Source organism: Bacillus sp. PK6-026 (genome assembly GCF_054161455.1).
This window is the reverse complement of the sequence record NZ_CP096418.1, coordinates 3,551,606-3,564,053: the sequence shown is the minus strand read 5'-3', so window position 1 is coordinate 3,564,053 and position 12,448 is coordinate 3,551,606. Positions and strand designations below refer to the sequence as shown.

Here is a 12,448-nt window from a genome sequence, read left to right as displayed (position 1 = left end):
GATTTGACCAAAGGTTATATGATAAGATGAAGTGTATTTTAACATAAAATTTCAAATATTATAGTATTACCCATTTTTATTTTATCATGAATCTTTTTTGATGTCAAATCTTTTTAGGGAGTGGTCAGCGTGCAGGAAAACGGTCAGGAATGGCTGGAAGAGGAAAAACGAATCCGGCTTGTTTTAAAGGAATTGGATCAGAAGCTTCATTCTCTAAAGGGAAAGACCGGCGGATTGAAGGAGGATATCATCGATTTACGGAAACATTTCTGGAGCGATGTCACCGTAAACTTGGCCGATGAAAACGAAGCGGTTGAAACATTTTTTAGCATTAAACAGCAGGCTGAGTTTTTGGCTGAAAGGGAAAGGAGTCATAAGCAGTTTTACAACGAGTTGAAAAACTTGTTAAAAGTGAAAGAATCGCCTTATTTCGGCCGTGTAGATTTTTTGGAGGACGGCGAAGAAAACGCTGAATCCGTCTACATCGGACTCGCCTCTTTAATGGACGAAAAAGAAGAGCGGTTTTTGATTTATGATTGGAGAGCGCCGATTTCCAGTCTGTTTTACAACTATGGTCCCGGTACGGCTCAATACGAAGTTCCGGACGAGACGGTCAGGGGAACGATTGAGCTGAAAAGGCAATTTCTCTTCAAAAACGGCCGGCTGAAAGCGATGTTTAATACGGATATGGCGATTGGAGATGAAGTTCTTCAGGAAGTCCTGGGGCAGCAGGCAGATATTCAGATGAAAAGCATCGTCGCCACAATTCAAAAAGAGCAGAATCAGATTATTCGGAACGAAAGAAGCCGTTTTTTAATTGTTCGGGGAGCGGCTGGCAGCGGAAAAACGTCGGCGGCATTGCAGCGGGCTGCGTATTTGCTGTACCGCGGCCGCGGGCAGATCGAGTCGAGCCAGATGGTGCTATTCTCTCCAAACCTGCTTTTTAACAGCTATGTCGGCAATGTTCTGCCTGAGCTCGGAGAGGAAAACATCCAGCAGACGACATTCCAGGAATTTGTGGCGCGCCGCCTTGGAAAGCAGGTTTCGTGCGAGACTCCGTTCGATCAGCTCGAATATTGTTTAACGGCTTCAGACGATGAGGAGCAGCGCATCCGGATGAAATCAATCGAATTGAAATCAGGTCTGGCCTTCAAAGGCATTATCGATGATTATGTCAAATGTTTGGCAAAAGGGCGTCTGGATCTGGTGTTTAAACATATCGCCTTTCGCGGAAAAAGGATCATTACAAGCGATCAGGTGCGGGAATTTTTCGCGGCCCTTGATCATGCAGATACGCTGTCCAACCGGATTGAAAAAACGGGGAAATGGCTGTTACATCTGCTGAACAAATACGAACGCCAAGAAAGAAAAAAAGACTGGGTCATCGAGGAAAGCGAGCTGCTGGATAAAGAGGAATATTTAAAGGCCTATAAACGTCTTCAGGAAGAACAGCGATTTACGGAGAATACGTTTGACGATTATGAAAGGGAACAAAACCTCCTTGCCGCTATCATTGCCGAAAGGGAGTTCAAACCGCTCAAGCAAGCGGTAAAAGCGTTCGGCTTTATTGATTTTAAAGGAACGTACCTTCAGCTTTTTTCCGGGCGCTATACCCCGCAAACCCGTCCTGATGACTGGCAAAGCACTTGCACATTCACCCGGAAAAGCTTTCGTTTTGAGAAGCTGCCTTATGAAGATGCCGTCCCTTTTTTATATATGAAAAACCAGCTAACAGGCGGGAGAAAAAACACGGCAATCCGCCATTTATTCATTGATGAAGCCCAGGATTACACGCCTTTTCAGCTTGCTTTTTTGAAGAGCCTGTTTCCCGCGTGCAGCATCACAATGCTGGGAGACTTAAACCAGGCGATTCTTGCCCATGCCTATCACGATAAGACGCTCCTGTCGGGAGGCGTGTTTGAAGGCGAAAAAACGGAGATCATCACCTTGAAGCGCAGCTACAGGTCGACGAAAGAAATTGTTGAATTGACAAAGCGCATTATCGAGGGAGGCGAAGAGATCGAAGCCTTTAACAGGAACGGCAAAAAACCGACCTTGACAATATCGGCCGACCTTCATGCACACCATAAACAGATGGCTTCCCTTATAACCGCCCTTCAAAAAGAAGGACTTGAGACGATTGCAGTCATCTGTAAAACAGTCCGGGAATGCAGGGATGCGTTCCGGCATCTTCAGCAGCATACAGAGCTTAAACTGATCGATAAAGAAACGAGAACGTTTCAAAAAGGGGTGATCGTCATTCCCGTCTATTTGGCGAAAGGGATCGAATTTGATGCCGTCGTCATTTATGACGCTTCTGAAAAACAATACAAAAAAGAGAGAGAGCGGACTCTGTTTTATACGGCGTGCACGAGGGCGATGCATGAGCTCCATCTCTTTTCCCTTGGAGAGGAAACGCATTTTTTAAACGGTGTTTCAAATGATATGTACACGAAAAGAGAGTGACGGTGTCACTCTCTTTTTTGGAGAAACCATTGTTTCTATAAGTTTTTTTATTTACAAACTTTTCTACACTAGGCTGAGTCTGTGGCAATCTTCTTCATATTCTGGCAGGTTAAAGAGTTTGTCATCTTAAACAAAAATGAAATGATTTCCAGCATATATAGAGGAAAGTGGTCTGGCTAAATAATATAAAAGCTTTTATTCATCAAATCGCTTCTCTTTTTCTTGAGGATATATAACATATTTTCTATTTTCATTTTACATGCAGGAGATTACGAAATCGAAATCGTTAATTAAAATCTGTTATATTAAATTTTATAGTTCTGTATCATAATATAAATCTTTTTAAAATTGGGATTTGATGATTAATTTATTCTGTAATATATTATATATAGAGTCTGTTATATATAATGACAAACTCCCCTGCACGAAACGGCATATTCATTTGAAGAGGATTTATTGGGAGGGAAATATTTCATGTCAAACCATTCACCGATTACCCCTGATTTAAGTGACAGCGGCATTCGCTATTTTCGGGCTTATAAGGAAAGCCTTGGTCTTTGGCCAGTTCATTACAAAACTTTCTACGTATCTACCCGTTTCGGCCAAACGCATATTATTGCAAGCGGACCTGAAGATGCCCCGCCGCTTGTATTGCTTCACGGCGCATTATTCAGTTCCACTATGTGGTACCCCAATATCGAGGATTGGAGCAGCAAATACCGAACATACGCAATTGATATCATAGGTGATAAGAACAAAAGCATCCCTGCAGATTTATGCGGTACGAGGGCGGGTTACGCTGATTGGCTTCTCGAAGTGTTCGACGCTTTGGGGATAGAGAAGTCGCACATGGTTGGTCTTTCGCTTGGCGGGCTTCATACGATGAATTTCGCTTTACGTGCGCCAGAGAGAGTAGAGAGCGCAGCGATCCTTAGTCCCGCGGAAACATTTTTGCCGTTTCATCACGATTTTTATCAATACGCTCTTAGCCTCACAGAGCCTGATGGAGTAGAGAATTTCTTAAATTGGATGATGACAGATCGTAATGTGTTACACCCGGTTTTTGCAGAGCAGTTTCATGCAGGCGTAATGTGGCAGGATGGATTAAGACAGCCAAGGCCTAACGCCGACGGATTTCCGTATGTTTTCACTGACGACGAATTAAAATCAGTAAAAGTCCCTATTCTATTATTGCTGGGTGAGCATGAAGTCATCTATGACCCGCAATCAGCCTTACATCGCGCCTCAACATTAGTTCCAGGTATTGAAGCGGAAATCATAAAACAGGCAGGTCACGTTTTATCAATGGAACAGCCTCAATACGTAAATGAACGTATATTACGTTTTTTCAGTAAATAAACCACAGTTTTGTTGTCCATTTCATGGAGATGCAGCGGCTTATACGAGCGGTCATACAAACTTTTTTCAAAGGCTGAGAGTGACGCTGTCACTCTCTTCTTCCATCATATATATCAGTTCTGACATCCAGCACGTTGTTGTTGATGGACACATGGTATTTGTCCTGCCATTCGATTTTGACATGTTCTTCTTCGTATCCCCAATAGATGTTTTTTCGTTCACCGGTGGCAACCGTTGTCAATTCCCCTCTGACGGAAGGGGAGTTCGTTCCCCCGCCTTTATTCACGCTATACAAATTCAGGTTGTATGCTTGATTCGGCGAAGCGGAAGACTGAATCCAATTTCCTTTCGGCAGATGATTCATCGAGTAAAAATGCGTATACACGATATATCCGATGGTAATGCCTGACGCAAGCAAAACAGCCAAAATGGCAAACAAGACGCTTCGGCACGGTAACTTCCTCTGCTTTTCTATTTCTCCGTCAATATAAAGCTCCAATTTGTCTCATTCCTTGATGAAAATTGTTTTTTATAGTTTAAGGAAAAAATCGTATTCTGTCTATTTTGAAGCAGGGTTAACCAAAGAGCGCCGCCATCTCATCCATCACAAACCCGATTTCCTCCTTTGTATTGTAAAAATGCGGGGCTATTCTGATGACGTTGTTTCGCGCTGAGACGATGATATGCTTTTCACGCAAGAGAGCTTCCATACGGCCAGCCTCTTCGGCATACACCGAGATCAGGCTTGTTCTGTTATGTACGGTCTCGGGGCCTATGATCTTCAGGCCTTTTTCCGCCCCGCATTGCAAAGAGAATGCCGCGAGCTCCCGCAGGTAGGGCTCGATCCTGTCGGGCTCTGCTTCAAGCAGCAGCTTCAGTGCCGCGTCTGCCGCGTAAATGCTGATAAATGACGGTGTCCCCGACTCGAAGCGTTTCGCACCTTCCGCAAAGCATGAATCTAAGGCAAATGGTTTGTTCCTGCCGAACCAGCCGGCCGTCTTCGGCTCAAATTGTCCGCAAAGTTCGCGTTTCATATACAAAAAAGCCGTTCCGGGAATGCCGAGCATGTACTTGCGCGTCCCCGCCGCAAGGATGTCGATATCCATGTCTTTGACATGAATCGGAATGTGTCCGGCGGTTTGATAGGCGTCGACAAATAAAAGCGATCCTTTTTGATGAACAATCTCGGCAATCTGTTTTACATCTTGTTTAAACCCGTTCCGATAGCCGGCATGGGGTACACAAGTCAAGAGCGTCTGATCGGTAACGTCTTTTTCGTATTGTTCCAAGTCAATCATCCCGTCTTCGCTCTGAATGATGATGAGGTGATCTTTGAAGCGGTCTTGCGCAAGCCAAATTTGGCCGACGGCAGGAAAATCGATATCCGTGAAGGCGATCTGCCTTCGGTGTGGTGGCTGCGGCAATGAAGAAGCGACAGCCGCCACTGCGTCAGATACTGACGGCAAAACGGCTATCTCTTCTTTTTCGGCACCGATCAGCCGGGCAAATTTTTCCTTGGCTTCATCCATCTTGTCGAGATGCGCTTTCCAGTCTGCACCGGCTGTTAAAAGGCCGTTCTGATACTCATCAACCGCTTTGGCAACAGGCAGAGCCAACGCGCTGCCGGAGCATGCGGCAAGGTGAACATGACCAGACAATATCGGAAATAAAGAACGGTAAGTGTGGAATGGATGCTTCATGATATCCCTCCTCATTAAAGCTTCGAGCGGGCCTGAAAAAATCCTCTTTTTCACAGTTGAAATTAAGCGGGCAGAAGCCTCTTTAAGCGAAAGAACAACCGCTGCAGCTGTTTGAAAACTGTCACATTTTCGGGAAGCTTTCTTCCGTCAGCATCAAAAGCTCCCATGCTCTGGTGAATCATTGTTCAGTGCGATTGCTTTCTTTCATCGTCTGATTTATGATTCAATTAAAGCAATTCAAACAGATGAAAAGGAGCCGAGAGGATGAAACATTACGGTGCAATAGAAGCAGGAGGCACAAAGTTTGTTTGTGCAGTTGGAACAGAAAAAGGAGAAATCATTGACAGGCTGACGATCCCGACGGAGACTCCTGAAGAGACTATTGGAAAACTGACTGATTTCTTCAGCAGGTATCAGCTCACATCAATAGGAGTGGGCTCTTTTGGACCTATATCCGTTGCAAAAGATAAAGAGGATTACGGATACATAACCAATACGCCGAAATTAGCCTGGAAGGGGTACCCGTTTATTCCCGAGTTGAAAAAAAGGCTCGGCATACCGGTTTCGTTTACGACTGATGTAAACGCTGCCGCGCTTGGCGAACTGACAAAAGGAGCGGCGCAAGGCTTGGAAAGCTGCTTGTATATTACAGTCGGTACAGGAATCGGAGCAGGAGCGATTGTCGGCGGCCGGCTCGTGCAGAGCACGCTCCATCCTGAAATGGGTCACCTTCTCATTAGACGGCATCCGCACGATACGTTTGAAGGAATCTGTCCGTATCACAAGGACTGCCTTGAAGGAATGGCATCGGGTCCGGCGCTTGAAAAGCGCTGGGGGAAAAAGGGCAATGATTTGGCTGAAAACGAGGAAGTTTGGGAGATTGAAGCCGACTACTTAGCGCAGGCTCTCATGCAATATATCTTGATCCTGTGCCCTGAAAAAATCATCATGGGCGGCGGTGTCATGAAGCAGCAGCAGCTGTTCCCGCTGATTCGCAAAAAGCTTGCCGAATATATGAACGGATATGTTGACCTGCCTGATCTTGAAGGATACATCGTGCCGCCGGGTCTCGGCGACGATCAGGGAATCACCGGTGCGCTCGCTTTGGCTTATGAAGCCGGTTGAGCAAGTTGTTTTGTAAAATCCACCCAGTGTGAGATAATAACAGCGGTGCGTTTAAAAGCATGAAAAAAAGAAAGGTGGTCGTTCAAAATGGTAAGCAGTTTAAAGGATACTGTGACATTACATAACGGTGTGAAAATGCCATGGTTCGGACTTGGAGTTTTCAAAGTGGAAGAAGGCAGCCAAGTTGTAGAATCTGTGAAAGCAGCCATTAAAAACGGATACCGGAGCATTGACACAGCCGCTATCTATCAAAACGAAGAAGGCGTCGGCAAAGGGATTAAAGAAGCAGGCGTTCCCCGCGAAGAGCTTTTCATCACGTCAAAGGTTTGGAACAGCGATCAGGGATATGAAAAAACATTGGCGGCTTTTGATGAAACCCTTCGAAAACTCGGCCTTGACTACCTTGATTTATATTTGATTCATTGGCCTGGAAAAGACAAATATAAAGATACGTGGCGCGCGCTTGAAAAGCTGTACAAAGACGGCAGAGTAAAAGCGATCGGCGTCAGCAACTTCAATGTGCACCATTTGGAAAGCTTATTGGAAGATGCGGAAATTAAACCGATGGTCAATCAGGTTGAGTTCCATCCGCGGCTGACTCAGGCTGAGCTCAGGGACTACTGCAAAAAGCAGGGCATTCAGGTGGAAGCATGGTCTCCGCTCATGCAGGGAAAACTCCTCGATGATCAAGTGCTGACTGACATCGCTAAAAAATACAACAAATCCGTCGCTCAAGTCATCCTGCGCTGGGATTTGCAAAATGAAGTCATTACCATTCCGAAGTCAATCAAAGAACACCGCATTATTGAAAATGCCGACATATTTGACTTTGAATTAACAGCGGAAGATATCGAAAAAATCAACGCTCTTAACAAAGATGAGCGCGTCGGTCCCGATCCTGACACAATGGTTCACGGATTCGAATAAGCATAAGAAAATCCCGGGTTCATAAAAACCCGGGATTTATTATTTTTCATGAATGGCCAAGCGGCCTTTCGCTTGTTTCCTTCTGCTGCCGTCGAGCCGTCCGCGGCGGTGCTGCTTAATAAAGAATGAGAGAACCAATCCGATTCCCGACAATGCGGCCGCGGTCATAAACGCCAGATTGACGCCGTGAATCATCGCTGTATCCGAAGACGGACCGGCAGGATCGGCCAGCGCACGCTGTGTCATGATGGTGATGAGAACAGCCGTCCCGATCGATCCGGACATCTGTCTCATCGTATTGTTCATGGCCGTTCCGTGAGGAATCAAATGGCGCGGGAGCTGGTTCAAGCCGGCTGTTGTAACAGGCATGAGCACCATCCCCATGCCGACCATCCGAATCGCATAGACGACAGACAAATACGCAAAAGGCGTCGTCTTTGTCAGATGGGTCAAGAGCAATGTGGTCACGAAGATCGCCGTCAAACCGGTGATGCTCAAGATCCGCGCACCGATTTTGTCAAAAATTCTTCCGGTAATCGGAGACATCAGCCCCATCACGACAGCTCCCGGAAACAGCATCATTCCCGATTCCATCGCCGTGAAATGGCGCATATCCTGCATATACATCGGCACGATCGTCGCCGCTCCGATCATCGACATAAAGACTACCATCCCGATAATCGTCGCAAGTGTAAACATCGGATATTTAAATACCCTGAATTCCAAAATCGGTTCTTCCAAATGGAGCTGCCTCCAAATGAACCAAAACAGCGTAACGCTGCCGACCGCGAAGCCAGCCAGCACGTCCGCACCCGTCCAGCCCGCAACACCGGCGCTGCTGAAGGCGTACAAAATGCCGCCGAAGCCAAGTGAAGACAAGATGATGGAAGTAACATCCATCTTAGGTGACGTCTGTTCGGTGACATTTTTTAAAATAAAGTGTGCGGCAATCATGTCGATAACGGCAAACGGAAGCAACAGATAAAACAATACTTCCCAAGGGTAGCGGTCGACGATCCAGCCTGACAGGGTCGGTCCGACAGCGGGAGCGAAGGCAATCACAAGCCCGACCATTCCCATCGCTGATCCACGCTTTTCTTTTGGGAAAATCAATAAAAGCACCGTCTGCATCAATGGCATCATAATGCCCGCGCCGGCCGCCTGGACGACGCGTCCTGCAATCAGCGCCGGAAAGCTGAATGACAAGGCGCAGATCAGAGTCCCAGCCGTAAATAAAGACATTGCCGCCATGAACAGCTTTCTCGTCGTGAATTTTTCAATTAAAAAAGCCGTAACTGGAATCATGATCCCATTCACGAGCATAAAAACGGTCGTCAGCCATTGGGCAAGCCCCGGCGTAATGTTTAAGTCCCTCATGATCGGAGGCAAAGCGGTCGTCAATAGCGTCTGATTCAAAATGGCGATAAAAGTCCCCATAATCAAGACGGCAACAATCGGCAATTGATTTGTCTTATGCTGTGTTTCACTCATATTAAAACCTTCTTATTTATCATTTTTTATAACACTTTATGAAATAATCGGTACTCGAAATAACTTCTCTTTTTATTTAGGGTAACGAAGGAACTGCAAAACCGCAAGTTCATTTTTAACATTCGGTATATAATACCCAGCTGTCCCTCAATTTAAACAGCCCCTTTAAGCCGGGGGAATCCGGCTTAAAGGGGACGGATTATTTTTTATAAAATCTCAGCAAATCACCGTTAATAATCTTATCGGAAAGGGAAAGCTCTTGATTCGCCTTCTCTATGAGCGGACCGCATTTGTCCTCACTGTCGTTGATCATGTCCCCGGTTTTTTTGCTGTAGCACGTATTTTTCGTGTAGATATAATCATCTGTTATAAAGCTGCCGTTTCTTAACACAGCGAAAGGCATTCTTTCGTTCGAAAACAGGTCATTACCGAATTGAATCATGCCTTTTGTATCAATTCCGAGCAAATGGAGCAGTGTCGGTTTGACATCAATTTGGCCGCCTGTTTCAGATATCGTTTTCGGGTCTTGATCCGTTACCCCCGGAATGTGGATAATCAGCGGCACACGCTGCAGCTGAACGGTATCGTAAGGGGTGATTTCGTCTTTGCCCAAAAATTGAGCCAGCGCATCGTTGTGCGCTTCTGATATGCCGTAGTGATCTCCCATGAAGACGATCACGGAATTGTCGTAAAGGCCGTTTTTCTTCAATTTTGCAATGAAATGCTTCAATGATTCGTCTTCATAGCGTACCGTCGTGACATACCGGTTTAAAATCTCACTGTCCGAGTCGTATTCATCGATCAGCTTATCCTTATCATCAATTTGGAACGGAAAGTGGTTCGTCAATGTGATCAGGTTGCTGTAAAAGGGCTGCGTCAAGTCTTTCATCAAGTCGGCCGATTGCGTTAAAAACTCCTTATCCTTCAGCCCCCAGCCCGTTGAATTTTCAGGTGTCACATGAAAATGGGAGACGTCATAAAAGCTGTCGATGCCAAGGGCTTTGTACATGACGTCCCTGTTCCAGAATTTTTTATGGTTGGCGTGGAAAACCGATGTTCTGTAATCGTGGTTCGCCAGTGTTTTATACATCGAATTGTACGCATTTTCGCTCTTCGTAAAAAACACCGAACCGCTCAGAGACGGATAGAGCGAATTGGCGACAATGAATTCCGAATCGGACGTTTTTCCCTGTTCGGTCTGCTGATAAAAATGGTCGAAATAATAGCTTTTTTGAATGAATTTGTTTAAGAACGGCGTGATTTCCTGGCCGTTCACCTTTTCATTAATGACAAATGTCTGAGTGGATTCAAGCGTTACAAAGATGACGTTTCGTCCTTCGGCAATCCCGAACATATCTTGGTTCGGTTTGCTGTAGTCAGCGTTTGTGTAGTTCTCGATCGTTGCCAGGCTGTTTTCATCAGCGACCGCTTTTTGTGTCAAATTAAAAGTCTGTGAAATGCCGTCCAACAGATGAAACTGATATAAGCCGATGTTTTTTACAAGCACTTCCCTGTCGTAGGAGTAGCTTAAAAACTTCGGCTGATCCAGCTCCGACAGGGCGAGATTAAACAGTACCGTGCCGGCAGCTGCCGCGTAGTAGATCTTAACGGATTTAGCGGAAAGCTTTTTGCCGGTTCTTGTGCGCGTTTTTGCCAGCCAGACCAAAAGAGCCAAATCCAGAAAAAGCGCGATGAAAACCGGATTGAACAGCTCCTGAAAACTGCTCCCAAGCCCCCCGAGGTTTTTTGCCTGGAACAGGACGGGAACAGTGATGAAATCGATGTAGAAACCATAGAAAATACTGTTTGCAATCAAGATGCCCGTCAGGACGACATTAGCCCCGATTAAATAGAGGCGCTGCGTTTTTTCGCGAAAAAAGAGGCTGATGCCGAGTACAGGGATGAGAAAGCTAAGCGGGTTGATAAACAGGATCAATTCCTGAAGTGCGTTGTCAATTTGTAAATTAAAGCCCAGCTTGTAGATGAAGTACGTTTTCATCCACATAAAAAATATGGATAGGCATAAAAACCACTGCTTTTTAAAAAATTGTTCTTTCATATAAATAGCTCCTCACATATAATCCCCGCAGGTAAAGAACACCAAGATAAAACGACTGAACAAAGCATAATACAGCAATCGGTCAAACCGTCCCTTTCGTCAGGCGATCAAGTTCGCAATAAAATAGCACGAAACAACGGTGAGCACAGCCAGAACGCCTTGTTCCGCCTTCCCGCCGGTTTTAATATAAAGGGGCAGCCGAACCTTAATGGCGGACGGAAAGAAAAGTTTGATGCCATTTACAGTCCCGGCATCAAGGAGCAGATGGCTCGCCATTCCGGCCATCAATCCGACAAAAATGCTCTGATCTATAAAATATAAATGTGCCGCAAATGCCGTGATGAGCAAAAAGAGCAGGCTGTGTGTAAACGTCCTGTGCCCGAAGACAGAACTGACCACTGCTGATAAAATCGGTAGCCTTCTGCCGATCTTGCTCTTTGTATGGCAAATATCCGGAATCAATGCTCCGATAACGCCCGAAGCTGTCATGAACACTGGATCATATCCGTAAAAATAAGCAGCAGCCGTGCAAGAAGCGACCCCTCCCATGATGTGTGTTTTTCCTGTCATATCGCTTCTCCTTTAAGACCTATAACAATTTCCTAATGAAAACTATATCAAGAGTTCTGGCGGCCTTCAAGACAGATGGTGGCAACTTGTCAGGCAAAAAACGCATTTTCCTGAGGCAATCAGCATGTTTACATCTAGAATATGGTGTTTTCAGTTAAAAAACACATTCAAGGTTCTGCATAATTTTAAAGTGATAAGCCAAATTAAAATTGTACCACATTTTTAAAGAGGTGATTCATTTGGGTATTTTCTTCAATAAAGATAGAGGAAATAAGGAAAAGGACCAAAACGCCGTTCGGGGGGCGCTTGAAGATGCAGGACAAGCGCTGAAAGGAGACCCTTTGCAAGAGGCGGTCAACAAAAAGAAAAACAACCGATAAATGACAGATGGAAGCGCCGTCTTCCATTCTGCAGAAGGCTGCCGAAACAGGCGGCCTTTTGGCGCGGCTGTCCGTTTTTCCATCACTTCCCTTTGACAGATTAAAATTTCTCTGGTAACCTCTTTTCAGAATATGTGATAAATCCTCACTCTTAACTCTTAGTGAGGTAGAGGTTGCGCGGATGATGAGTCGCATGTGTGAGGCTGATGGGGCCGATGATCATATGCAAAAGGCATCAGCGCCGAAGCATAAGGAAGCCATTCATTCTTTATGCTGGGTCTGCATTGAATAAGTGCAGGACTGCCGCGGGTTTTCCCGCGGAGGGCTATCCGGAGATCAAGAGTGTATGTTTAACCAAAGCATGGACTTTT

General features: G+C 45.6%; 10 protein-coding genes and 1 riboswitch. Of the genes, 5 read left to right on the top strand and 5 right to left on the bottom strand.

Annotation, left to right across the window (positions count from 1 at the left end):
• Window positions 1-129 precede the first annotated feature (129 nt).
• Together helD and M1D59_RS18200 are read left to right on the top strand one after the other, a co-directional pair.
• Window positions 130-2,466 carry an RNA polymerase recycling motor HelD gene (gene helD, locus M1D59_RS18205; protein WP_458117569.1) on the top strand — a complete coding sequence of 779 codons (2,337 nt, stop codon included), beginning with the start codon at window positions 130-132 and terminating at the stop codon, window positions 2,464-2,466.
• Window positions 2,467-2,940: 474 nt separating this feature from the next.
• Complete coding sequence (locus tag M1D59_RS18200; RefSeq protein ID WP_023856268.1) at window positions 2,941-3,825, top strand: alpha/beta fold hydrolase; 885 nt, start codon at window positions 2,941-2,943, stop codon at window positions 3,823-3,825.
• An 88-nt stretch (window positions 3,826-3,913) separates the two neighbouring features.
• On the opposite strand, the gene M1D59_RS18195 is transcribed toward M1D59_RS18200, so the two are convergent.
• Together M1D59_RS18195 and M1D59_RS18190 are read right to left on the bottom strand one after the other, a co-directional pair.
• Window positions 3,914-4,324 (bottom strand): DUF5412 domain-containing protein, encoded by a 411-nt coding sequence (locus tag M1D59_RS18195; RefSeq protein ID WP_101561474.1) that lies wholly within the window; start codon window positions 4,322-4,324, stop codon window positions 3,914-3,916.
• 76 nt (window positions 4,325-4,400) lie between these two features.
• Window positions 4,401-5,525, bottom strand: coding sequence for an aminotransferase class V-fold PLP-dependent enzyme (locus M1D59_RS18190; RefSeq protein WP_458117568.1), 1,125 nt, complete (start codon window positions 5,523-5,525; stop codon window positions 4,401-4,403).
• A gap of 264 nt (window positions 5,526-5,789) precedes the next feature.
• Here M1D59_RS18190 and M1D59_RS18185 point away from each other — a divergent pair, with 264 nt between their 5' ends.
• Together M1D59_RS18185 and M1D59_RS18180 are read left to right on the top strand one after the other, a co-directional pair.
• Complete coding sequence (locus M1D59_RS18185; RefSeq protein WP_458117567.1) at window positions 5,790-6,650, top strand: ROK family protein; 861 nt, start codon at window positions 5,790-5,792, stop codon at window positions 6,648-6,650.
• Window positions 6,651-6,737: 87 nt separating this feature from the next.
• On the top strand, window positions 6,738-7,577 hold the full coding sequence (locus tag M1D59_RS18180) for an aldo/keto reductase (RefSeq protein WP_020452931.1): 840 nt from the start codon (window positions 6,738-6,740) through the stop codon (window positions 7,575-7,577).
• A 39-nt stretch (window positions 7,578-7,616) separates the two neighbouring features.
• Here the strand turns inward: M1D59_RS18180 and M1D59_RS18175 are convergent, their stop codons facing one another.
• The 3 genes from M1D59_RS18175 to M1D59_RS18165 form a co-directional block, all read right to left on the bottom strand.
• The gene (locus tag M1D59_RS18175) at window positions 7,617-9,068 is read right to left on the bottom strand and encodes an MDR family MFS transporter (RefSeq protein ID WP_023856264.1); all 1,452 of its coding nucleotides are present in this window, start codon (window positions 9,066-9,068) and stop codon (window positions 7,617-7,619) included.
• Between the two features lie 199 nt (window positions 9,069-9,267).
• Complete coding sequence (locus M1D59_RS18170; RefSeq protein WP_101561478.1) at window positions 9,268-11,127, bottom strand: LTA synthase family protein; 1,860 nt, start codon at window positions 11,125-11,127, stop codon at window positions 9,268-9,270.
• A 99-nt stretch (window positions 11,128-11,226) separates the two neighbouring features.
• The gene (locus M1D59_RS18165) at window positions 11,227-11,697 is read right to left on the bottom strand and encodes a metal-dependent hydrolase (protein ID WP_458117566.1); all 471 of its coding nucleotides are present in this window, start codon (window positions 11,695-11,697) and stop codon (window positions 11,227-11,229) included.
• A 239-nt stretch (window positions 11,698-11,936) separates the two neighbouring features.
• Between M1D59_RS18165 and sspJ the strand changes: the two genes are divergently transcribed.
• Window positions 11,937-12,077, top strand: a complete 141-nt coding sequence (sspJ, locus tag M1D59_RS18160) for a small acid-soluble spore protein SspJ (RefSeq protein WP_003185183.1) — start codon at window positions 11,937-11,939, stop codon at window positions 12,075-12,077.
• Between the two features lie 159 nt (window positions 12,078-12,236).
• A riboswitch (Lysine riboswitch) is annotated at window positions 12,237-12,413 on the top strand.
• Window positions 12,414-12,448: the final 35 nt, after the last annotated feature.

Coding starts and splice junctions, on each gene's coding strand:
- M1D59_RS18175 (WP_023856264.1), bottom strand. CDS start 9,068: ATGAGTGAAACACAGCATAAGACAAATCAATTGCCGATTGTTGCCGTC.
- M1D59_RS18200 (WP_023856268.1), top strand. CDS start 2,941: ATGTCAAACCATTCACCGATTACCCCTGATTTAAGTGACAGCGGCATT.
- M1D59_RS18185 (WP_458117567.1), top strand. CDS start 5,790: ATGAAACATTACGGTGCAATAGAAGCAGGAGGCACAAAGTTTGTTTGT.
- M1D59_RS18170 (WP_101561478.1), bottom strand. CDS start 11,127: ATGAAAGAACAATTTTTTAAAAAGCAGTGGTTTTTATGCCTATCCATA.
- M1D59_RS18165 (WP_458117566.1), bottom strand. CDS start 11,697: ATGACAGGAAAAACACACATCATGGGAGGGGTCGCTTCTTGCACGGCT.
- M1D59_RS18180 (WP_020452931.1), top strand. CDS start 6,738: ATGGTAAGCAGTTTAAAGGATACTGTGACATTACATAACGGTGTGAAA.
- M1D59_RS18190 (WP_458117568.1), bottom strand. CDS start 5,525: ATGAAGCATCCATTCCACACTTACCGTTCTTTATTTCCGATATTGTCT.